Raw genomic sequence first — 23,364 nt, 5'->3', positions numbered from 1 at the left:
GCTTAAGGCATACAACGTAATTATTCGATGGCAATCGACAAATACACCAGGGATATTCGGGACAAACTGCGAGATTCATGCTTTTGCGGGAATATTTCCCGATATTTGTAATCCATGGACTACGTTCAGCGGACCATGGATTATTGGACTTCGTCTGGGCCGCCAAATCAGCATCATTTGCCGGCCGCACAAACGGTCGCTGCGTGCTTGAAGATACCTTGGTTTCTTCGGTTCTCGTGCCTATCCTTCAGGAAGCAGTCCTTCATCCGATCTCTTGTAGGCGATGTATGCCAAGCGTCGTTGAGCCAGAGGATGGCGGCCGTAATGGGGTGAGACGGTCACCTCGAAACCGGCGCCGGCGAGAAGACGTTCGATTTGGGCGCCGCCCAAAACGCCGATCCGGTGCCGCTCCTCGGAACGGCGGTAGCCGTGGCCGCCTTTCCTGAACACGGTAATGTCCCGAATCAACAGGTTTTCCTGCGGCTGTTCGGATATCTCCACCAACACCGCCCAATCCGGCCCTTTGCGCCAGGAGCGATAGTGCATGGGTTCGCCGTCCGAGCGGACAAGGATGTCGAATGCGAAAACGCCGCCTTTCGGCAGACAGGAAGCGATGTTCCGGAACAAGCGGTCAAGGCGCGCTTCCGACGGCGCTCCGTCGGCACAATAGTTCAGGGCTTCGCCCAGGGCCGTGACCGCGGCGCAAGGGCGGAAGTCCACATCGTACAGCGATGCGGTTTGAAACTGTGCTTCGGGCGCTGTACGCCGGGCCAGTTCGATCATCGGCGCGGAAACATCGACGCCCAAAACCGAATATCCGTGCTCCAGCAGTTTCCTCGCCCAGGTTCCGCTTCCGCAACCCAGATCGATTATCAGGCCGGAATCGAGACCCGCGGCGCGGAACAGCGCCAGCAACTCATCGCCGGCGCCATCCACCAGATCGGGGAAGCCGACGTGATGAACATAGGCGAGATCTTCCTCATAGAACGGCATCATCGTTTCGAAGCATTTTTTCGACTGGAATTCCGCCAACCCATGGGGCGGTCAAAGCCGGTCCATCCCGATGGGTTCGCCGTTATCGGCACGGGTTTTGGTCAATCGCCGTTCCGCGTCTGCTGCGGCGCTGTCCTTGCCCTGCTTTCGATACACCTCGGTCAGCGCCCAGAGCGCCCAGGCGTCATTCGGCGCTTCTCGGAGCGAAATATCGAGCTCCCGCTCCGCCCCCGCCAGATCGCCCTGGAGAAACCGCAGCGCGCCTACCGAACGGCGTATCGGGTAGTACCAGTAGGGCGGTTCCATATAGGGCAGCTTTTCCTGAAGCGCCGCCGCTCTTTCGAAGGCGGCGGCGGCGTTTCCGAGATCGCCTTCGGCCTGGGCGATGCGCGCCGAAAGCACGTCCTGGGCAATCCGAACAATGTCCGCCGCCGGGACGCCGGCTTCCGTCAATCCGGAAAAATCCGCCGTTTTGGCGATCCCGGTCAAGGCGTCGAGTTCGAGTCGTGCGTCCTGCGGCGCTCCCTTGGCCGCCGCCGCAACGCCACGGGTATAGCGCCACATGGCTTGTACGTACGGGAACTCCGAGCCCGGATCGGCCATTTTCAGGACCGTTTCGGGCGGACTGAACTGGGCGTGGGCGAAGTATGGCGCGGCCTTGACCGGTTGTACCCACGGCACCGCACGGACCGTCTCGTCGGACAGCACGCCGGCGAGTTTCTCCGCCGCCGCGAGAGCGGTTTTGCCGTCGCCCGCCATCTGCGCCGAAACCATCAGGAAATGAACGTTGTGCGGATAATAGCCTTGCGCGTAGATGCCCTTTGCGCCGGTCTCCTTCAAATATGCCTCGTCGACTTCGATGGCGGCGCGATTGGCTTCGAGAGCGTCCCGATAGCGGCCCAGCCGGTAGTAAAGGTGTCCCGGCATGTGGACCAGATGTCCCGCGCCCGGCATCAGACCGGCGAGGCGTTTCGCATAAGGTTCCGCCCGTTCGGGCCGGTCGGAAGCCTCCATCATATGGATGTAATAATGAATCGCGCCGGGATGGTCGGGGTTGTTCGCCAGCACCCGCTCCAGGACCTCTACGATTTCCGCCGTGCGCCCCTTGGGTTTGCGGCCTTGGTCAGCCCAGTAGTCCCAGGGCGCGAGATCCATCAGGCTTTCCGCGTACAACACGGCGATCTCGTCATCCTCGGGGAAACGCTGGGCGAGTTTGCCCATCGCCGTGGCGTAGGCTTGGTCCAGGCGCTTCCGGTCGGTCTTCGGATTCTTGTCGTAGCGTTTCGCGAGCGCCTCGATCAAGGCTTGCTCCTTGGGGCTCGCGTGCTTGGCAAGGGCTTTCGCCCGCTCGATCGCGGCCCAGGCCGGGCCGACCGCGGAAGGCTCCATCGGCGCATTGATATTCGGTCCCAACACCAAGGCTTCGCCCCAGAAACACATGGCGCACTGGGGATCGAGTTTCTGCGCCATGCGGAAGGCCCGTTGCGCCTCCAGATGGTTGAAGGCATAGGCCAATCTCAAACCCTGATCGAAATATTGCTGGGCGCGGGTGTTGCTCGTGGTGATCTTGTAGCTCAGCGTGCCGAGGTTGTCCCACAGGGGCGGTTCGCTATCGACGTAGACAGCCTGGGCGGCAGCCGTGTCCTTGGGATAATGCCCCGCTTCGGTGTGAACATGGCCCGTCGTTTCGGCGGCAAGTGCCGGTTGCGTGCCGATCAGCAGCGAGGCCAGCAGGCCGATGCCGATGGTATCGGAAAATTTCATGATCCCCTCCTCGTTAAGCTTAGGCTTGAATGCGTTCCGTCGAACGGGAAACGCGATTATCGTAAAAACGACCGTTCATTGCTTAGGCGTAAAAACCAAACTCTCGGGTTCCGGTTTGGTGATTTCCGCTCACTTTTGTTTGCCGTTATACCGAAGCGGTCACATTGTGGCAGTGAAATTGTAACAACGGCTTGCGCGAAAAGGCCTCGCTGAGCCAGAATAACCTTTCGACACGCTCTGAATATTTACTCGTACCCGATCCGATCCATGAATCTCCGTCACTTCGCCATTCGTCGCATCGTCGCCCTCGTGGTGGTCGTCGTCGTGCAAGTGGTGATGCGCGCGCCGTCGTGGGTTGGAGATGAGTAAGTAAACGACCTGATTCAACAACCCCCGCCGGCGCAAGCCGACGGGGGTTTCTTTTTTGGGGCCTCCGCCGGACTCCGGCTCTACCAAGGAGAACCCCATGACGATACTATCCGGCGCCCAACTCACCGTTCGCCTCCTCGAGCGGCAGGGCGTGCGCGTCGTTGCCGGCATTCCGGGCGGCGCGAATCTGCCGATCTACGATGCCTTGTCGAAATCCGCGCAAATCCGCCACGTCCTCGCCCGGCACGAACAGGGCGCGGGCTTCATTGCCCAAGGCATGGCGAGGGTCACCGGCGTTCCCGCGGTGTGCATGGCCTCGTCCGGACCCGGAGCGACCAATCTGCTGACCGCTATCGCCGATGCCAAGCTCGACTCGATCCCGCTGGTGGCGATCACCGGCCAGGTGCCGCGCGGGATGATCGGCACCGACGCCTTTCAGGAGGTCGACACCTACGGCCTGACGATTCCGATCACCAAGCACAATTTTCTGGTGGACTCGGCGGCGGAACTGCTCGAGGTGATGCCGAACGCCTTCCGCATCGCGGCTTCGGGACGTCCGGGGCCGGTGTTGATCGATATTCCCAAAGACGTGCAGACGGAGTCGATCGACGTGAACGCATGGCCCGAACCCGGCGCGCCGGACCCGGCTCCGCCGGTCGATATCGCGCTCGTCCAGCGGGCGGCGGATCTGATCGAGGCGGCGGAGCGGCCGATTCTGTACCTCGGCGGGGGCATCATGCACGCGGGGGCGTCGGAAACGGCGTCGGCCCTGGCCGAAAAATCGTCGCTGCCGACCGTGATGACTTTGATGGCGTTGGGCGCATTGCCGGTGGACCATCCGCTGTCGCTGGGCATGCTCGGCATGCATGGGGCGCGCTGTACTAACCTGGCGCTGGACGAATGCGATCTGCTGATCGCCGTCGGTGCCCGTTTCGACGACCGGGCGACGGGCAAGGTCGCGGCGTTCTGTCCGCGCGCGAAGGTCATTCACATCGACATCGATTCGGCCGAACTGAACAAGATCAAGACGGCCCACGTCGGCATTCGGGGCGACGCGGCGGCCGTGTTGCAAGAATTGCTGCCGAGAGTGCGGGGGCAAGACCGGGACTCGTGGCTGGCCCGCGTCGCCGAATTGAAGCGGATGTTTCCCCTCGTCACGCCCGGCATAGCCGACCCGCGAACCCATTACGGCTTGATACGCGCCGTGGCCGAGAACCTCGACGACGAGGCGATTGTCGCAACCGACGTCGGCCAGCACCAGATGTGGGTGGCACAAAGCTATCCTCTGCGCCGCCCGCGCCGCTGGCTGACCTCGGGCGGCCTGGGCACCATGGGCTTCGGCCTCCCGGCCGCGATCGGCGCGGCGCTCGCCGAGCCGGACGCGGCCGTGGTCTGTTTCTCCGGCGACGGCAGCATTCTGATGAACGTGCAGGAGCTGGCAACCGCCGCCGAGGAGGACGTCAACATCAAGGTGGTGCTGATGAACAACAACGCTCTCGGTTTGGTGCACCAGCAGCAGACGCTGTTTTATGGCAAGCGCATCTATGCGTCGCGGTTTCGTGCCGCGCCGGATTTCGTCCGGATCGCCGAAGGCTTCGGCCTGCGCGCCGTCGATCTCGATACGGCGGAGAACCCGAAGGAGGTCCTGCACCAAGCGCTGACCACTCGCGGCCCATGCCTGATCCACGCCGGCATCGACGTCGAGGATCAGGTATTGCCCATGGTGCCGCCCGGTGCTGCCAACATAGAGATGATCGGAGGCTGAATCATGGACGGACAGTCTTTATTCGAACAACGGACGTCGGCGCGGACCGTGCTGGAGCTCGACGTCGTCAACCATCCCGGCGTCATGTCCCACGTGGTCGGCCTGTTTTCGCGCCGCGCCTACAATGTCGAGGGCATCCTCTGCATGCCTGTGGGTGCCGGCGCGACCAGCCGAATCTGGCTGCTGGTCAATGAAGACGCGCGCCTCGCGCAGATGGTCAAGCAATTGGAAAAGCTGGAAGATGTCCTGAGCGTACGGCGTCATGGCGCGGATCACGAAGTGTTCGAGCGGTTGGAGGAATTCTTCCGTTGAAGCGTTTGGTGGCGACTGCTTGTGAGCCACCGTCTTGCGCGTCGATCCCGTTTGTCGGCAAAGGATTGCGGACCTACGACCTCCACCTTTCAGGCAGGCGTTCTCTAGTTCGGGAGTTCCGGCCAGTCTTATGCCCACACCGCGAACGATGTGACTGATTATCGAATCTTGCCGACCGGGGTTCTCAAGCGTAATCTGGACCTGAGCCGCAGATCCAAGTTGACGGACCGAGGTTTGGCAAAGATTTAGGAACTCGTAACATTCAGAAGGACTCCAAGTTTGCGGGGCTGCATGCCAAGGAAGGGCGCAAACGACGGTCCGTTGCGGCTGTTTGCAGACCAACCTTCGAAATATAGGGAGTTTGCCATGTATACCAAGTTCGCTCCTAGGCTTGGCAGGTTCACATCTTTTCTTTTCGCGGCTGTTTTGTTGTGGTCCGCGAGTTGGGCGGCAGCTGCGAAGGAATGCTGGCTGGATCTCTATGATAAGGCGGATTACCAAGGTTCCCACGTTCGCTTGAAAGGACCCGTCGAACTGTCCAACCTCAAGTCACTGAGCGGCGAGGACTGGAGCAATCGCATCGAAAGCCTGGTTGTTGGTCCGGATGCGGAGATTTATGCCTTTCGGCAGGAAAATTTCGAGGATACACCCCAGGGACCGATCTATCACCAGAAAGAGCTTCAAGCTTTGGGAGAAAAGGACATCGGGAGTGCCCAGGATTTGAAGATCAGTTTCGGGCCCGGAACCAAGGAACACCATCTGGGCGACCTGAATTTCCACCGCAATATCAATTCGCTAAAGGTCCAGTGCCGGCGGTGAGACCGGATCGCTCGATTTGAAGAGATCCCGTTTGTCGGCAAAGGATTGCCGACCTACAACTACGATTTCTGCGACCTGCCCCAAAGTAGGTCGGGAATCCTTTCCCGACGCCGACGGGCGGCCAACGGCTTACGTCGGCAAGGGATTGCCGACCTTATATCTCGATTCTGGATTCCACAAGAGGCAGAATCTCCGACTGATCATCGGACCCAGACGCTGGGCAAGACGTTGCCGACCTTGGGCCTGAAGCCCGCGCCGTAGATCGTCCCCCAGCGTCCCTTCCTCGCCATAGAGTTCGAACGGTATCGTAGGGCTGCCTTGGGCAACACCCTGGATGGATAAGGCTGAACCCGGCAGGAGCGGTTTCGATCGGTCAGCACTTTGCCCCATCGTCAACGCAGACCAAGGAGACCCTATGACGTTCAGCCCCATCGGGATCGACATCGCCAAAGCCAAGTTCGACGCCGCCGCGCTCCGCCACGGCAAGTACAAAACCAAGGTCTTCCAGAACACGCCCGAAGGGTTTAGGGCGTTCCTGGCCTGGCTGCAAGCCTTCCCGACGCCCCACGTATGCCTGGAGGCCACCGGCCGCTATGGTGAGGGCTTGGCCCTGTTCCTGGTCGACCACGTCCTCGCCGTCAGCGTGGTCAACCCCGCCCAAATCCACGCCTTCGGCCAAGCCGAACTGAGCCGCACCAAGACCGATAAAAGCGATGCCAAGCGCATCGCCCGCTTCTGTCTCAGCCAACGGCCGCTGCTCTGGCAGCCGCCTCCGCCGGCCGTGCGCCCATTACAAGCCTTAGTGCGTCGGCTCGAGAGCCTCCTCGAGATGCGGCAGATGGAAAAAAACCGCCTGGACGGGGCCGACCCCACCGTACGCCCCTCCATCGAAGCCGTGCTCGCCACCCTCGACACCGAGATCGCCGCTACCCAACAACGCATCCGGGAGCACATCGACCACGATCCGGACCTCCGGCAACGGCGTGACCTGCTCGACACCATTCCCGGTTTGGGCGACGCCACCATCCCGGTGCTGCTGGCCGCCCTGGGCGACGTTCACCGCTTCGAAAACGCGCGCAGCGTCGCCGCCTTTGCGGGCCTCTCGCCCAAAGAGCACCAGTCCGGGAAGTGGAAAGGCCACACCCGCCTGTCCAAGACCGGCGATGCCTTGCTCCGCAAGGCCCTTTACATGCCGGCCATCGTCGCCTGGCGCCATAACCCACTGATCCGGGCCTTCTGCGAACGCCTTAAAGCCCAAGGCAAGAACGGCAAACTCATCGTCGGCGCCGCCATGCGCAAGCTCCTCGTCCTGGCCTACGGCGTCCTTAAGTCCGGCCGACCGTTCGATCCCAATCATGGGCTTGCATCGTGATTTCTAAGACGGTATCTACAACAGTGGGAGCTGGGTTTAGCCCGCGACTCAATGCCATTCGATATCGCGGGCTAAAGCCCGCTCCACAAGATCCTCCATGATCCGCCGTTCAGAACTGGATGCGGTGTCGCAACCGGGAGCAGGTTAGCGCCCGGCCTATTCGCCGACGATCCGGTCGACGACGATCTTGTAGCTGCCGTTATCCTCGGGCGCCACGGCTTCACTCAAGCCTTGCAGGTCGCCGGCCTCGGCTTTCGGCTGTCCGCTCTTCGAAATGCGCGCCCCGATCACGATGCGGTCGGCGGTAGAGAGCGTCATGCCCTGCATCATGGACATGGAGTCGTCCAGCACGACTTTTACCGGCAGGTCTTTTGCCTGCTTGCGGACGACCGCCAAAGGCATGGGGGGGCCTTCGGCCGCACGGGCGAAGACGAAAAGGGCATCGTCCGGCGCAACCCGGCTTTTCAGATTTTCCGCCAGGGTCACCGTAACGCGGATCTGTTTGCCCGCGCCCTTTGCGGCGGCGGGTTCCGACGGCGTTGTTTGGGCGGGGAGTCCTTGGACCTGGGCGATGTATCCCTCAATCTGCTTGGCCTCTTCGCTGCCGGGCGCGAATTGCTTTTTCAGTCTTTCCCAATACTCCACGGTCTTGGCCGCGTCCTTCCGTTCGGCGGCGGCGATTCCCGCCATCCAGAGCGCGGTTTGGTGATCGGGATTCTTCTTCAGGATTTCGTCGACGATTTCGGTCGGCTTGCCGGCCATGCTGCCTTGATGAGTTTCGGCCAATGCCTGGGCATACAAAGCCTTGACGTCCAGATCCTCGGGGGCGAGCTTGAGGGCGAATTCATAGGCCGTTACCGCCTTGTCCGGCTGATCGGTCGCTTGCAGCGAGCGGGCCAGCAATACCCAGCCCTCCAGATCGTTCGGCTGCTTGGCCAGCCTTTCCGCCAGCTGGCGTATGCTGTCCTGGACATCGGCCATGTCGTTCGGCGCACGTGCGCCGATCAGGTCGATGCGGCCCAGCGCGAGGTAAAGCGTCAAGGCCAGTACCGGAACGATCGCGAGCGTGGCCAGGACGGCCGAGCGGCCGCGGGTGCTCGACTGAGCTTTCGTCTCTTCGGCAGCCTCGAGATCCCCGAGCAGATTCCGTTCGGATTCCGCGGTCAGGCGCTCCAGATCCTCGGGGCTTGCCGCTTCCTGGGCGAGTTCGGTTTGCCGCTGCCGGTGCAGAAGGAGATTGAGCCGCGCCCGGTTTATCCGCCCGCTGCCGGTCTTGCCGAGGAGCGCGGGAAGGAAAAAGACGTAGCCCACTATCAAAAGCAGTACGGCCGAAAGCCAGAAACCCGTCATCGATATTTACCCTTCGAGATTGTTTCGAAGCCGCTCCAGGCGCTTCTTTTCTTCATCGGTAAGCGTCAGGTCCTCGCCCGTGTTGCGGCGTCTCACCTGTCGCCATAGAAAAGCGCCTCCGCCGGCCAGAAGCAGGAACGGCCCGACCCACAGAAGAGCCGTCGTCATTTTGAAAGGCGGGCGATAGAGCACGAAATCGCCGTAGCGATCGGTCAGGAATTTGACCGCTTCCTCTTCGTTCTTGCCGCTTTGGATGATGGTGTAGACCTCGTCCCGCAGGTCCTTTGCCAGATCGGCATCGGAATCGGCCAGGGACTGGTTCTGGCAGACCAGGCAGCGAAGCTCTTCGATCAGGCGCTCGTAGCGCTGTTGCTTGGCCGGATCGTCGAACTCGCGGATTTCGATGGCTTGAACGGTAAAGGGAAGAATCAGCAGGAACGGCAGTAACCGATGCATCATGAAGACTTGGCCTGTAATTGGCGGATCAGGGGGAGTAGTTTCTTTTCCAGGATTTCGGGCGTGATCGGTCCGGTCTGCTTGTGGCGGATGATGCCGTCGCGATCGACGACGAAGGTTTCCGGCACGCCGTACACGCCCCAGTCGATGCCGGTCTTGCCTTCGGGATCGAAGGCGCTCGCGGTATAGGGATCGCCGAAGCGCTGCAGCCAGGTTAGGGCGTTATCCCGCTCGTCCTTGTAGTTGAGGCCGTAGATGGGAACGATGTTCTGCTTGGCGAGTTGCAGCAGCACCGGGTGCTCTTCCCGGCAGGACGTGCACCAGGACGCCCAAACATTCACCAGACTGACCTGACCCTTGAGATCGTCGCTGCTCAGGGTCTTGCCGGCATCCGCCACCTGGGGCAGGGCGAACATGGGCGCCGGCTTGCCGATGAAGGGCGAAGGCACTTCCTTGGGATTCAGAGTCAGACCGATGCCGAGAAAGATCACCATGACGGCGAACACGGCCAATGGAATGAGATAGCGCATGATGGGTTATGAATATGCCGTTACGGAAAGAGACGTACTATAAATCAAGTGCTATGTAGCCCGGGATAAGCCTGTCCTAAGTAAAGTAGGTCGGCAATCCTTTGGCGACAAACTGTCGGGAAGGGTCGTCCTGGCGCTCCAATCGCAAACGGTCATCCCAGGAGCGCTGGGATGACCCTTCCAATCGCAAACGGCCTGGCCGGGAGCGCCGGCCAGGCCCTTCCCGAAGACGCCGTTTGCGATTGGAAGGGGCCGATTAAAGGCCCGTTTGCGATTGGGAAGGGATTCCCGACCTACGATTCTATTTCGGCCCACAAAGGATAGAGTCCGCATGCTCGACGCTAGTGATCTTTACTGTCACGCCGGCTTGCTTTCCGCCGACTCGCTCCAGGCTTCCGCCTGGCGGGTCGCCAAACGGTAGCGGCGGTCCGCGGCGGAGAACAGGCCGCCGGTCATCATCAATAATCCGCCCAGCCAGATCCAGCGGATGAACGGCTTGTAATAGAGCCGCACGCTCCAGGCACCGGCATCCATCCGCTCGCCGAGAGCGACATACAGATCGCGGGTGAGGCCTGGATCGATGGCCGCTTCGGTCATGGTATTGCGCTGCACGCGGTAAATGCGCTTTTGCGGCCGGAGTTCGGCCGCCTCCCGGTCGCCCCGCTGCACGCGGAAATCGCCTTGCTGAGCGATGAAATTGGGGCCTTGCACCTCGGTCACGCCCTTGAACGTAAACGTGTAATCGCCCAGTGTCGAAGACTCGCCCGGTGCGAGCCGCACGATCTTTTCCTCGCTGTAGCGGTCGGACAGGACGACGCCGGTGAGAAATACCGCGATGCCGATATGGGCCAGGGTCATGCCGTACACGCTGCGGGACTGCGTCTTGAGGCCCTGAATCGCGGTTCCGCGCAGACGGACCCGGTTCCAGAGGCTTAACAGCGCGCTGGCCGCGAGCCAGAACGCCATGCCGAGTCCCGCCATGGTCTTGATGTCCTTGGCGTCCCAGAAAACCGCGGTGGAAACCACGCCCAGCACCAGGCTTCCGAGAAACACGTGGCGCACGCGCCGCCCGATCTTGCCGAGGTCGGCCTCGCGCCAGGCGAACATCGGTGCGATGCCGGCCAAAAGAAAAATGGGCGCCATCAACGGGCCGAACACGCTGGCGAAATACGGCGAACCGACCGAAATCTTGCCCAGCTGCAAGGCGTCAAGAATCAGGGGATAAAGCGTTCCCAGCAGAATACTCGCGGCGGCCGTGACCAGCAGGACATTGTTCAGCAGCAGAAGATTTTCCTTGGACACGAAGCCGTAGCGGACCCGGTCCTTGACCGTCGGCGCCCGGACCGCGTAAAGCAGCAACGAACTTCCGACCACGATGGCCAGGAAGACCAGGATGAACAGTCCTCGCGCCGGGTCCGAGGCGAAGGCGTGCACCGAGGTCAGGACGCCGGAACGGACCAGGAAGGTTCCGAGAAGGCTCAGCGAAAAGGCGAAGATGGCGAGCAGCACGGTCCAGGCCTTGAAAGCGCCGCGCTTTTCGGTGACCGCCAGCGAGTGGAGCAGGGCGGTCGCGACCAGCCAGGGCATGAACGAGGCGTTTTCCACCGGGTCCCAGAACCACCAGCCGCCCCAGCCGAGTTCGTAATAGGCCCACCAGGAACCGAGCACGATGCCGAAGGTCAGGAACACCCAGGCGATCAGGGTCCAGGGCCGCGACCAGCGTGCCCAGGCCGAATCCAGGGAACCGCCGAGCAGGGCCGCGATGGCGAAGCTGAACGCTACCGAGAGCCCGACGTAGCCCATGTACAGCATCGGCGGATGAACCGTCATGCCGATGTCCTGCAGCAAAGGATTGAGATCGTTGCCGTCGGCGGGCGGCGGGAAGTGGCGCTCGAAGGGATTGGAGGTCAGCAGAATGAACAGCAGGATGCCGACGCTGACCAGGCCCATGACACCTAAGACGCGCGCCAGGAATTCCTCGGACAGGCTGCGGCTGAAGATCGTCACCATCACCGTCCACAGCCCCATGATCAAAGCCCAGAGCAGCATCGAGCCCTCGTGGGCGCCCCAGGCGGCCGAAATGCGGTAATAAAGGGGCAGGGCGGTATTGGAGTTCCGCGCCACGTAGAGCACGGAAAAATCGTGGCTTACGAAACTCCCGATCAGGCAGAGGAAGGCCACGGCCAGAAAGAAGAATTGAGCGCGCCCGGCGGCGCGCCCCACCGCCATCCAGACCGGCACGCCACGGGCCGAGCCCAGCAGCGGAAACACGGACTGCAACAGCGCCATGAACAGCGCCATGATCAAGGCGATATGCCCCAGTTCCGCGATCATTTCCGGTAATCCTTATAACTGGTGGACACCTGCCCGCTTTGCTTCAGCGCGTCGGCGACTTCCGGCGGCATGTAGTTCTCGTCGTGCTTGGCGAGCACTTCGCTGGCCTCGAACACGCCTTCCGCGTTGATCTGCCCGACCGAGATGATGCCCTGACCCTCACGGAACAAATCGGGCAGGATTCCGGTGTAATGGATGGGAACCGTAGAGGTTCCGTCGGTGACCGAGAAGCGTACCGTCAGGCTGTCGGGTTCGCGCTGAACGCTGCCCTGGACCACCAGTCCGCCCACGCGGAACGGGTAACCCTTGGGCGCTTCGCCGGCGGCAACCTGCGAAGGGGTATAGAAGTACAGCAGATTCTTCTGGAATGCGGTAAGCGCGAGAAAAGTCGCGATGCTGACCCCGATCAGAATCAGCCCGACCACGATCATGCGGCGGCGGCGCGGGGTCATGACCGTCTACCCTCCTGCTTCGCCCGGCGCGCGATGCTCTTCATCACCTCGGATTTCCGGCGTACCGCCCAGAAGAGATTGAGGCCCAAAACGACAAACATCAAACCGTAGGACGTCCACACATAAAAGCCGTAGCCGCCCATGGAAAAAAACTGTTGCCAATTCATGGAATCGATCGAAGCTCGTTAAGACTGTTAACCCGTTATTAAACCATATCGAGCCGATAATAAATGCTCGATTGAACCAAATCGTGAAAAACTAATGGAGCCGGACAGTTCTCAAGATGTCGATCGCTCGATCGGACCGCCTGAGGTCGGAACAGTTCCTTGGGAGTCGTTCGCCAAGGACATTCCGTTCTGCTTGAAAACGACCGCAGATTGTAGGGTTGGTTAGGCCGCGAGGCCGTAACCCACGGAGCGACCTCGAATCGGTGGGTTACGCTCCGCTAACCCACCCTACGCCGGAATCGGAACTTGACGCCTCGACTGAATAGTTCCTTAGCCGGGTTTCTCGAAAGCCAGCACCAGATAGCGCAGCAGCCCCAGGTGGCTCGCCCATTCGGCGAACAGGGTCTCGATGATCGCCGACACCGTTTTCACCGACATGTCTTTGGCCAGCTTCCGCACGAAATCGTAGGTGGGCAGGGTGTTGGACGTAATGTCCTGTCCGTGCCGAACGATGAATCCGGTTTCCTCGGCCAGGCGGCGATAGTCCCGCAAGGTGCTGTGAAACTTGCAGCGCCCGTAAAAACCGGCCGAGGCCGGCCAGCGGGAAGCGACAGTCATGGCGGGGCGCAATAACGGTGTCGGGACGAAGTCCGACAAGGCCAACCGCCCGCCGGGTTTCAGCACCCGATACGCTTCCTCGAAAAACCTTTTCCGGCTCGGGAAATGGAAAATGCATTCAACTGCCAAAACGGTGTCGAAACTTTGGTCCGCAAACGGCAGGGTGCAGGCGTCGGCCTGAACCCAGTTCAAGACGTTCCCGGGCTCGGCTGAAACGCGTTCGCTCGCGCGCCGCAGCTGCCGCCGATCGATATTCAGACCGGAAACGTCGATGTCCCGGAATCGCCCGTTGAGGCTTGCGACCGTGCCTCCGAAGCCGCAGCCTGCGTCCAATATCCGCTGACCGTCATCGACCTCGGCCGCCGTATAGACCAATTCGGTAAGCCGTTCGGCCGCTAGCGCGAAATCTTCCGGCGAGACGTCCGCCTGCTTGGGGTCTGGCCAGTATCCCCAGTGGACATGACGTCCGAAAGCTTGATCGACGGCCGGATGGCCACGATCCAGGAGATTCAAAAGGGCGTCGAAATAAGGGAGTTTGACCGGGCTGGACATGAGTTCTTGTGGAAACGGGATGGGACCGCATGTCTGTATACTACCAATCGGGCGGGCAAAAATGAAAAATCCGTCGTCGACACAGTTGTCGGCAAAGGATTGCCGACCTACTTGTTCTAGCGATGCGGACTTGGTAGGTCGGGAATCCTTTCCCGACACATGCGCTCGTTCCCAAGCTCCGGCTTGGGAACGAGCGGAAAGTTCTCTCTCACACCGACACCCATGAATCCCCAAGCTTCGGCCCTGGACAAATTTCTCGAGCAACACGCCGTCGAAAGCGAAGGCGATGTCCTGATTTTTCGCGCCATACCGGGAGACTATCTCCGGCGCTTGGACGGACACTCGATGCTGTGCCAGCAAACCTACAAGCCGGAAGCCGATGCGCTAGTCAAGCTCGGCTTTAAAGTCGTCGCCGATCCCGATGCGCCGTGCGGTCTCTGCATCGTTTTCGCGACCAAGCACAAGGAAGAGACCCTTTACCACATGGCGAGGGCGGTTTCCCTGCTGAGCGAGGGCGGGACCCTCGTGGTCGCCGCCGCCAATGACCTGGGCGCGTCCTCGCTGGAAAAACGCTGCGCGGAACTGCTCGGCGGCGTGCGGTCGTTCAGCAAGCATAAATGCCGGGTATTCCGCGGAACAAAGGAAACGGCCCGGCTCGGCCAAGCGCTGCTGGCATCCTGGCTTGGCGCCGGCGAACTTCAGCCGATTCCGGGAACGGATCTGGTGAGCCGCCCCGGCGTATTCAGCTGGAATCGCATCGACCCCGGCTCGCGCCTGCTCGCCGAGTATCTGCCGGATGATCTGACGGGACGTGGCGCCGACCTCGGCGCCGGTTACGGCTATTTGAGCCGGATGCTGCTCGCTCGTACTCGCTCCGTCGCCGAGCTGCACCTGTTCGAGGCCGAGCACAAAGCGTTGGAAGCTGCCCGGCGCAACCTCGCCGCGTTTGCCCACGGCGTTCAGCTACATTTCCATTGGCACGACGTCACTGCGGGGTTGCCCATCGACCGGCTCGATTTCGTCGTCATGAACCCGCCGTTTCACTCCGGCCGGGAGGCGGAGCCCGGCTTGGGCCAGGCATTCATCCGCGCGGCTCTGGCTTCCCTCAAGCCCGGCGGCCGTCTCTACGTCGTCGCCAATCGGCATTTGCCTTACGAAAAACTGGTTCGGACGTACGCCGAGCATGAAAAAACGCTAGCCGAAGCCGGCGGCTATAAAGTCATGGAAGTGCGGAAATAAGGGGGAGATGGACAATAAACTCGCTGCCTTTGCCGGGGCCTTCGCTTTTCGCCTCGATCCTTCCCTCATGCAGTTCCACGATTTTCCGAACGATGGTCAAGCCTAGGCCCAGCCCGCCTTGCGCGCGGTCCAGGGTACGTTGGCCTTGGGTGAAAATATCGAATAGATAGGGCAATAAGGTGCCGGGAATACCTTCTCCCGTATCGCGCACCGAGATCACCGCGTCGCCGTCGTCGCGGGTAACCGTCAGCCAGATTCGCCCTCCCTGCCGGGTGTACTTGGCCGCGTTGTTGAGCAGATTGGACACCACTTGGGTCAGGCGCACGGGATCGCCCTCGAGCGGCATCGGTTCATCGGGCATCGAAACGGACAATGTATGATGCTGGGCGTCGATATACGATTGGCTGGTCTCGATCGCCTGTCGTACGACCGTGGCGATATCCAGCGGAGTCTTGTGCAGCGTCAGCTTGCCCTGAACGATCCGCGACACATCCAGGAGATCGTCGACCAGCCGAGCCAGGTGGTCCACCTGCCGGTCCACCATGTCGCGAGCCCAGAGTATCTTTGGATTGTCCAAGTCGAGCCTGCGCATGATCTGCACGGCATTGCGGATCGGAGCCAGAGGGTTCCTAAGCTCATGGCCGAGCATGGCGAGGAATTCGGTTTTCCGCTGGTCGGCTTCGCGGAGCATTTGCTCCGCTTTTTTGCGCTCGGTGATGTTCGTATGCGAAATCACCGCCGCTCCGGGCGGTGCTCCGAGCGGGGTGACTTGCATGACGAACCAGCGTTCCCGATCCGGGGCATGGCAGGGATACTCGATCGCGAAACTTTCCCGCTCTCCCTTCAACACGCTCAGAATGCCGGTGTATGCCGTTAGGGCATCGTCCGAAACTCCGCCGGAACTGGTGCGGCACACCTTCAGATAATTCGCTCCGATATCCGTATTCGGGACCGGTGTTCCGGGTTGCGGACCGTTTTCGCGCGCGAAGCGCTGCCAGGCTTGGTTGACTGCCAGGATGTTTCCCTCCCGGTCGACTACGGCTACGTGCTCGAGCAGCGAGTCGAGTATGGCGCGATTCAGAGCTTCGCTGGCTTGCAGCGCTTCCTCGACGCGCCGGCGCTCGGTAATGTCGATGCCGATGCCGCCGACGAATTGGGTCCCCGCGGGATCTTCGAACGGAAACTTGAAAACCCACCAGCAGCGGCGTTCCCCGGTGAGATCGGGGGTTGTTTCAGTGGTCTCGACCGTCTTGCCGCTGATCAAGGCCTCCCTGTCGTTCTTTTGGAACTGCTCTGCAATCTCTCGCGGCCAAAGTTCGAAATCCGTTTTTCCGAGCCAATCCTCCGGTCGCACTCCGAGGCGGTCGTCACGAACCTTGCTCATGTACACATATCGTCCTTGCGTATCTTTCATCCAGGCTACGGCCGGACTATTGTCCATGAAAGCATGAAACCGCGTTTCGCTTTGCACGAAGTCCCGCACCAGCGGCGTAATATCGGCCAAGGCCGCGACAGCGCCGCGCGGGGAGCCGCCACTATCGAACAGCGGCGTTGCCCGGCCGGCGAGGTAGTGACGTTCGCCCGTGGGAAAAACGAACTCCAGCGAGGTTTCCTCGACCGGCTGATCTGCCGCGATCGCCCGGCGCAAGGTCGATTCGACGGGCGTGAGCGGAGCCTCGGTGCTGCGGATGGTTGATTCGGATGGGCGCCCTGCCGTCTCGCCGACATTCGATTCGGCAGCGACACCGGTGAAAGCCGCTGCGGCAGGATTGCCTCTTACAGTGCCGCAAGCGACGTCGTCGGCAATCCATACAGGTATCGGAACCGCATCGAACAGGACGGACAGTTCTTCGTTGCTTTGGCGCAGCGCCTCTTCGGCTTTCTTGCGCTCGGTGATGTCGCGGATGAAGCCGTGCGCGAGGATGCTGCCATCCGGTTCGAGTTTGGGCACGGCGCTTCCTTCGATCCAGATTTCGCCCCTGATCGGGTGTCGCACGCGCCATTCGGCTTGCCAATCGGACAGGGCGCGCGCCGATCCGGCGATCGTAGCGCGCAAGTATTCGAGATCGTCGGGATGAACCAGGGCGAAGGCGGGTTCCGCATCATCCGCTAAGTTCTCGGGCGGAATGCCGTAAATTTCCGTCCATCTGGGGCTGGCGTAGGGAAGGCAAATGGTGCCGTCGGGTTTGAATCGAAAGGAGCAAATGGCCAGCGGCACCGTGGCCACGATGTTGGCCAACTTTTCCTCCAGTTCGGATCGCCGTTTTTCGGTTTGCCGATGTTCGGCGATTTCGGTCCTGAGCTGAGCCTTTCGTTCAAGTACCTCATGCAGCGCCCGCCGTTCCATCGTTCGCAAACGCGCGACCACCAGACTCATCAGCGTGCCAACCGCCAACAACAACACTACGCGGAGTCTCTCCCTTTCTTCGACGATGAACAGCGAATCGACGGGTTCTTCCAAAAAGTAGGCGCCTGCGGCGGCGCTTAACACGGTGGCCAGGAACCCGGCTCGAAAGCCGCCTAGCCAAGTCGCGAACAGAACCGCGACCAGAAAAAGAAGCAGGGGAGGCGCCCCCCAGAAGATCGGCTGAAGAGTCTTTAATATCAGCATGACGGCGAACGTCGCCAATACCGCCAATGCGTAGCCGTTCAAAAAAAGGCGTTTGAGGTGACGCACCATCTTTCTACCGCTTTTCCTGCGGAATTTAACAAATTTATGAATCTTACCGCTCCGGGTTTCGAGTTGCCGGGAAATCCGACAGAAATTTCTCGACAATTATCTCGTCCGCATCCAGACATTCGTGGAGCGTACCCGTGCGTTCAACCTAGAAATGGCTGTTGGACGTGCCCGAGTGTGCGGCGGGCTGGCCGGATGGCGAGCCTGTCCTGAGCCCGAGTCGAAGGGTATGCCCAGAGCCCCGTCGAAGAAGCGCGAGACGGGGAGCGGTGCCGGCGCACAGCCGCGACCGGGTAGTCTCCTGCAACCAGGATCGGGTGCGTAGCGGCTCCCCTCAAACGTTGAGGAAGCTGAAAGCCGGAACACTCGGGATTCATGAGACTTTTTGAGTCGATCCGAGCGGTGAAAGGCGGTTTCCAAGTTCAAGAGTTTGAACAAAGGCGAAATCGCGTCTGAATATGGGCGTGCACTCTTTGCTCTGAGCGAACATGAGCGGAGACGCGTCGGGCAAATATATGAAGATCAACCGAAAACAGCAGGCTGTAGGCATATTGAAACGAATATTATCAAGGACAGCGCGCAGCGCTTGAACTGGTAGAACAACGTACGTGGAGGCGAGCCGCGCGCATAGGAGCCGCGGACGCCCGCCCGGACGGGCGGGCTGAGGCCACAAGGAAGTGTACTCGCGGTGCCCTGGAACGGACTACCCGGTTCATCCCCACGCATGTGGGGGTGAGCGGCGGGCGTAGGAGCCGCGAACGCCCGCCCCGGATGGGCGGGCTGGCTGAGGCCACAGGGAAGTGTACTTGCGGTGCCCTGGAACGGACTACCAGGTTCATCCCCACGTATGTGGGGGTGAGCGGCGGGCGTAGGAGCCGCGAACGCCCGCCCCGGACGGGCGGGCTGGCTGAGGCCACAGGGAAGTGTACTTGCGGTGCCCTGGAACGGACTACCCGGTTCATCCCCACGTATGTGGGGGTGAGCGGCGGGCGTAGGAGCCGCGAACGCCCGCCCCGGATGGGCGGGCTGGCTGAGGCCACAGGGAAGTGTACTTGCGGTGCCCTCGAACGGACTACCCGGTTCATCCCCACGTATGTGGGGGTGAGCGGCGGGCGTAGGAGCCGCGAACGCCCGCCCCGGACGGGCGGGCTGGCTGAGGCCACAGGGAAGTGTACTTGCGGTGCCCTCGAACGGACTACCCGGTTCATCCCCACGTATGTGGGGGTGAGCGGCGGGCGTAGGAGCCGCGAGCGCCCGCCCCGGATGGGCGGGCTGGCTGAGGCCACAGGGAAGTGTACTTGCGGTGCCCTGGAACGGACTACCGGGTTCATCCCCACGTATGTGGGGAACAGGCTATTGGGGTAATCGTGGTATTCGCACTGGGCGGTTCATCCCCACGTATGTGGGGAACAGGGCTAGCGTAATCGATGCGGCTAGTCCTTTTTCCGGTTCATCCCCACGTATGTGGGGAACAGTCCAACTAACCCGACTGTACCGGGACGGTGAGCGGTTCATCCCCACGTATGTGGGGAACAGCCCGGGTGGATGGCCGTCCACGCCGGGGTTTTCGGTTCATCCCCACGTATGTGGGGAACAGACGTCGCCCGGATTCAAAAACACCACCTCGTCCGGTTCATCCCCACGTATGTGGGGAACAGCACCGGGCCGACGCCGTAAACCAATACCAGCTCGGTTCATCCCCACGTATGTGGGGAACAGGCTTTATTGGTCCACCGGAGCTTGCGTCCCCTCGGTTCATCCCCACGTATGTGGGGAACAGCCCTCATATTTCGCGTCCAGGATTTCGCCCGCCGGTTCATCCCCACGTATGTGGGGAACAGTCGGCCTGGTTCAAGGCCGCCGCCATCCAGCCCGGTTCATCCCCACGTATGTGGGGAACAGGAGGTAGTCCGCATCTAATGGCCAAGGTTTCCCGGTTCATCCCCACGTACGTGGGGAACAGTTCCGGGTAGGCCGTCAACGCGATTGCGCGGGCGGTTCATCCCCACGTACGTGGGGAACAGGGATCGAAACAGCGGTACTCGATCGGAGTCACCGGTTCATCCCCACGTACGTGGGGAACAGAGCATGAATTACGCCGCCGTGTCGCCTTCGACGGTTCATCCCCACGTACGTGGGGAACAGAACTTTCAGAATTCAAGGCCCGCGTGAAAGAGCGGTTCATCCCCACGTACGTGGGGAACAGGGCGGCATTCCGGGCAACAACATCACCCGGAACGGTTCATCCCCACGTACGTGGGGAACAGAGGTCCCGTTTTTTTCGTACAAATCCCTGCATCGGTTCATCCCCACGTACGTGGGGAACAGAGCATCGTGGAATCGTTTAGCTAATCCCTTATCGGTTCATCCCCACGTACGTGGGGAACAGATCTAGTGCTCGGTTCAGTTCGTTTAGTGTCACGGTTCATCCCCACGTACGTGGGGAACAGTCCTTTAGGTTCTGCCCGTCCGTGCGTTCATTCGGTTCATCCCCACGTACGTGGGGAACAGGAAGACCGGAAGACTTTACGGTCACGGATGAACGGTTCATCCCCACGTACGTGGGGAACAGCGTAGCGCCGGGGTGAGCATCGACCCACTCCTGCGGTTCATCCCCACGTACGTGGGGAACAGGAGGATTTTGTCACGCGACGGAGGTTTGCCATCGGTTCATCCCCACGTACGTGGGGAACAGCTCTGCTGAGTATCCGCCTAATTCGGGGGGTTCGGTTCATCCCCACGTACGTGGGGAACAGCTGCGTTCTGTTTTTCCTTTCGATTCCGACGCCGGTTCATCCCCACGTACGTGGGGAACAGCGGACGCCTTATGCCCGCGACGTCATGCGAGCCGGTTCATCCCCACGTACGTGGGGAACAGGGGGTTCCATGGGTTTCTACACCCTGACTAGCCGGTTCATCCCCACGTACGTGGGGAACAGAAAAAGCTATCGAACGGCGTTCCGACTATTTGCGGTTCATCCCCACGTACGTGGGGAACAGAAAAACGGGACCTTGCCGGTCTGTTTCCGTTTCGGTTCATCCCCACGTACGTGGGGAACAGTTGACTGTACGGGCTGATCGATTCAAGGTTTACGGTTCATCCCCACGTACGTGGGGAACAGTCCTCGGGCGGCGGTTTTTTTATTGGCCGTAGCGGTTCATCCCCACGTACGTGGGGAACAGCGGCCGACGGTGACCGGCGACAGCGCCGGCCACGGTTCATCCCCACGTACGTGGGGAACAGAACGAACCATCGAGGAATACGATGAAAAACAAGCGGTTCATCCCCACGTACGTGGGGAACAGGGCCATGTCCGCCTCAATTGCCGGTCAATTGTTCGGTTCATCCCCACGTACGTGGGGAACAGGCGCGTCCGCCCCCGCGCATTCAGCCTCTACCCGGTTCATCCCCACGTACGTGGGGAACAGTCGCTGAACTTGCCGAGAAGCTTGACGTGGTGCGGTTCATCCCCACGTACGTGGGGAACAGACTACCCGCTACCGGGTACGGATCGTTTGATCCGGTTCATCCCCACGTACGTGGGGAACAGTTTCCCGTGACATCAATCCGGCTAACCTGCCACGGTTCATCCCCACGTACGTGGGGAACAGACCCGTTTACCGGCTAATAAATACTCCCGGATCGGTTCATCCCCACGTACGTGGGGAACAGCCCACCCGCTCATAATCAATACCCGTCTATATCGGTTCATCCCCACGTACGTGGGGAACAGCTGCGATTAATCAATCACCCCTGACGTTGGGGCGGTTCATCCCCACGTACGTGGGGAACAGCTTACCGGGTACGGATCGCTTAATTCTCCGCGCGGTTCATCCCCACGTACGTGGGGAACAGGGCGATTTGATGGGAGTCGGACCGCACAGAGTCCGGTTCATCCCCACGTACGTGGGGAACAGGCCGACCCGTATTTAATAACCTGATTTCTGAACGGTTCATCCCCACGTACGTGGGGAACAGCGTGCCACCCGATGAACACCGGCAATGCTCGCCGGTTCATCCCCACGTACGTGGGGAACAGGACGCATACGCGCCAAAATAGTCCGACGGATGCGGTTCATCCCCACGTACGTGGGGAACAGGGTTTGAACGGTGACGCCGCAGAGTTCGGCCGCGGTTCATCCCCACGTACGTGGGGAACAGTATCCCGCCCCGCTTGGCGTCCAGGATAAGCGCGGTTCATCCCCACGTACGTGGGGAACAGCGGTTGTTGTTCAACGTGGGGATAGTGTAAACCGGTTCATCCCCACGTACGTGGGGAACAGTTGGACCTAATATCGTGGGCCTTATCGTAATACGGTTCATCCCCACGTACGTGGGGAACAGGCCACAATAGAGCCCGTGCCCGTGTAATGTACCGGTTCATCCCCACGTACGTGGGGAACAGGAAAATCGATAAACGACGTATTTTGTTCAGTCAGGTTCATCCCCACGTACGTGGGGAACAGTTCCGTAACGATCCCAACAGTTACCGTTTTTGCGGTTCATCCCCACGTACGTGGGGAACAGCAGCCCTCGGGGGATTTTTTTTGCCCTAACCCCGGTTCATCCCCACGTACGTGGGGAACAGCCCGTGGTATACCGGATAACTCAACACATTTTCGGTTCATCCCCACGTACGTGGGGAACAGGCGAAGAATCCCGCATCCGCGAACTGATCGACCGGTTCATCCCCACGTACGTGGGGAACAGTTTTAGCGCCTACTGGAGAGGAACAATACTGGCGGTTCATCCCCACGTACGTGGGGAACAGATCGGCATCGTCGTCGGTGCCCCGGCGCTGGCCGGTTCATCCCCACGTACGTGGGGAACAGCGCTGGGCGCGGCGCGCCCCGAACGCCCCGGACGGTTCATCCCCACGTACGTGGGGAACAGGATCGGAATAATCGCATGAACCCCATCCCCATCGGTTCATCCCCACGTACGTGGGGAACAGTATCTTTTGCTTTTAGAAAAGCAGGGCCCATTCGGTTCATCCCCACGTACGTGGGGAACAGATACTGCCGCGACTGGTCGCCGATGCCGGTCACGGTTCATCCCCACGTACGTGGGGAACAGGGAGATAAGCGTGTCGAAGGGCTTAAAAGAGACGGTTCATCCCCACGTACGTGGGGAACAGCCCGTTCCTGATAGTCCCGTATTTCGCCTAGCCGGTTCATCCCCACGTACGTGGGGAACAGCACTCGAACGCGGTGTAAACATGGCCCGGAGCCGGTTCATCCCCACGTACGTGGGGAACAGGGCGCGGCGCGAGTGCCTCGACTTCGCCGAGGCCGGTTCATCCCCACGTACGTGGGGAACAGACGTTCGATCCTGCGGGGGGATTCCCCGGTGGCGGTTCATCCCCACGTACGTGGGGAACAGAGATCAATCTCGGCCATTGAGCCGGCCCCAGACGGTTCATCCCCACGTACGTGGGGAACAGTATCGGTCATATCAGGCCGCCCCCAGTACCTGCGGTTCATCCCCACGTACGTGGGGAACAGTCGCACACGGCGAACAGCACCTGCTCCTGCTGCGGTTCATCCCCACGTACGTGGGGAACAGTTGCGGATGCCCCGCTTGATCAGTCTATA

The 23,364-nt window shown here is 60.8% G+C and carries 15 protein-coding genes and 1 CRISPR repeat array (1 of these 16 running past the window's edge); of the genes, 5 read left to right on the top strand and 10 right to left on the bottom strand.

Annotated elements, in window-relative coordinates; translation table 11 throughout:
- Positions 1-240 precede the first annotated feature (240 nt).
- Both ACR2R1_RS12320 and ACR2R1_RS12315 read right to left on the bottom strand, forming a co-directional pair.
- Complete coding sequence (locus ACR2R1_RS12320) at positions 241-996, bottom strand: class I SAM-dependent methyltransferase (RefSeq protein WP_434110270.1); 756 nt, start codon at positions 994-996, stop codon at positions 241-243.
- Positions 997-1,044: 48 nt separating this feature from the next.
- Positions 1,045-2,757, bottom strand: coding sequence for a hypothetical protein (locus ACR2R1_RS12315; RefSeq protein WP_434110268.1), 1,713 nt, complete (start codon positions 2,755-2,757; stop codon positions 1,045-1,047).
- Positions 2,758-3,223: 466 nt separating this feature from the next.
- Here ACR2R1_RS12315 and ilvB point away from each other — a divergent pair, with 466 nt between their 5' ends.
- From ilvB to ACR2R1_RS12295, 4 genes are all read left to right on the top strand, one after another.
- The gene (ilvB, locus tag ACR2R1_RS12310) at positions 3,224-4,891 is read left to right on the top strand and encodes an acetolactate synthase large subunit (protein ID WP_086133615.1); all 1,668 of its coding nucleotides are present in this window, start codon (positions 3,224-3,226) and stop codon (positions 4,889-4,891) included.
- Positions 4,892-4,894: 3 nt separating this feature from the next.
- Positions 4,895-5,203, top strand: a complete 309-nt coding sequence (ilvN, locus tag ACR2R1_RS12305) for an acetolactate synthase small subunit (protein ID WP_077732769.1) — start codon at positions 4,895-4,897, stop codon at positions 5,201-5,203.
- A gap of 366 nt (positions 5,204-5,569) precedes the next feature.
- Entirely contained in the window at positions 5,570-6,022 is a 453-nt protein-coding gene (locus tag ACR2R1_RS12300) for a beta/gamma crystallin domain-containing protein (RefSeq protein WP_077732770.1), read from the top strand.
- A 415-nt stretch (positions 6,023-6,437) separates the two neighbouring features.
- The gene (locus ACR2R1_RS12295; RefSeq protein WP_434110266.1) at positions 6,438-7,394 is read left to right on the top strand and encodes an IS110 family transposase; all 957 of its coding nucleotides are present in this window, start codon (positions 6,438-6,440) and stop codon (positions 7,392-7,394) included.
- 156 nt (positions 7,395-7,550) lie between these two features.
- Here the strand turns inward: ACR2R1_RS12295 and ccmI are convergent, their stop codons facing one another.
- The 7 genes from ccmI to ACR2R1_RS12260 form a co-directional block, all read right to left on the bottom strand.
- Positions 7,551-8,744, bottom strand: coding sequence for a c-type cytochrome biogenesis protein CcmI (gene ccmI / locus ACR2R1_RS12290; RefSeq protein ID WP_434110264.1), 1,194 nt, complete (start codon positions 8,742-8,744; stop codon positions 7,551-7,553).
- A gap of 6 nt (positions 8,745-8,750) precedes the next feature.
- On the bottom strand, positions 8,751-9,203 hold the full coding sequence (locus tag ACR2R1_RS12285) for a cytochrome c-type biogenesis protein (RefSeq protein WP_086133613.1): 453 nt from the start codon (positions 9,201-9,203) through the stop codon (positions 8,751-8,753).
- On the bottom strand, positions 9,200-9,730 hold the full coding sequence (locus ACR2R1_RS12280; RefSeq protein WP_210023732.1) for a DsbE family thiol:disulfide interchange protein: 531 nt from the start codon (positions 9,728-9,730) through the stop codon (positions 9,200-9,202). The genes ACR2R1_RS12285 and ACR2R1_RS12280 overlap by 4 nt, the downstream gene beginning before the upstream one ends.
- A gap of 357 nt (positions 9,731-10,087) precedes the next feature.
- Complete coding sequence (locus ACR2R1_RS12275) at positions 10,088-12,064, bottom strand: heme lyase CcmF/NrfE family subunit (RefSeq protein WP_086133612.1); 1,977 nt, start codon at positions 12,062-12,064, stop codon at positions 10,088-10,090.
- The gene (gene ccmE, locus ACR2R1_RS12270) at positions 12,061-12,516 is read right to left on the bottom strand and encodes a cytochrome c maturation protein CcmE (RefSeq protein ID WP_077732805.1); all 456 of its coding nucleotides are present in this window, start codon (positions 12,514-12,516) and stop codon (positions 12,061-12,063) included. Before ccmE ends, ACR2R1_RS12275 begins: the two co-directional genes overlap by 4 nt.
- Positions 12,513-12,683 (bottom strand): heme exporter protein CcmD, encoded by a 171-nt coding sequence (gene ccmD, locus ACR2R1_RS12265; RefSeq protein ID WP_077732806.1) that lies wholly within the window; start codon positions 12,681-12,683, stop codon positions 12,513-12,515. The genes ccmE and ccmD overlap by 4 nt, the downstream gene beginning before the upstream one ends.
- A 330-nt stretch (positions 12,684-13,013) precedes the next feature.
- Positions 13,014-13,853 carry a methyltransferase domain-containing protein gene (locus ACR2R1_RS12260; RefSeq protein WP_434110261.1) on the bottom strand — a complete coding sequence of 280 codons (840 nt, stop codon included), beginning with the start codon at positions 13,851-13,853 and terminating at the stop codon, positions 13,014-13,016.
- Between the two features lie 222 nt (positions 13,854-14,075).
- Between ACR2R1_RS12260 and ACR2R1_RS12255 the strand changes: the two genes are divergently transcribed.
- The gene (locus tag ACR2R1_RS12255; protein ID WP_434110259.1) at positions 14,076-15,092 is read left to right on the top strand and encodes a methyltransferase; all 1,017 of its coding nucleotides are present in this window, start codon (positions 14,076-14,078) and stop codon (positions 15,090-15,092) included.
- On the opposite strand, the gene ACR2R1_RS12250 is transcribed toward ACR2R1_RS12255, so the two are convergent.
- Positions 15,073-17,772, bottom strand: a complete 2,700-nt coding sequence (locus ACR2R1_RS12250) for a PAS domain-containing sensor histidine kinase (protein ID WP_434110257.1) — start codon at positions 17,770-17,772, stop codon at positions 15,073-15,075. The two genes, ACR2R1_RS12255 and ACR2R1_RS12250, sit on opposite strands and share 20 nt — an antisense overlap.
- Positions 17,773-19,092: 1,320 nt before the next feature.
- A CRISPR array of direct repeats spans positions 19,093-23,364; the repeat unit is 29 nt; unit sequence CGGTTCATCCCCACGTACGTGGGGAACAG (it continues 1,743 nt past the right edge of the window).

The organism is Methylocaldum sp. GT1TLB (genome assembly GCF_051027445.1).
Classification (GTDB): domain Bacteria; phylum Pseudomonadota; class Gammaproteobacteria; order Methylococcales; family Methylococcaceae; genus Methylocaldum.
Note: the sequence above shows the minus strand (reverse complement) of the source record. Positions and strands in the feature narration are given on the sequence as shown.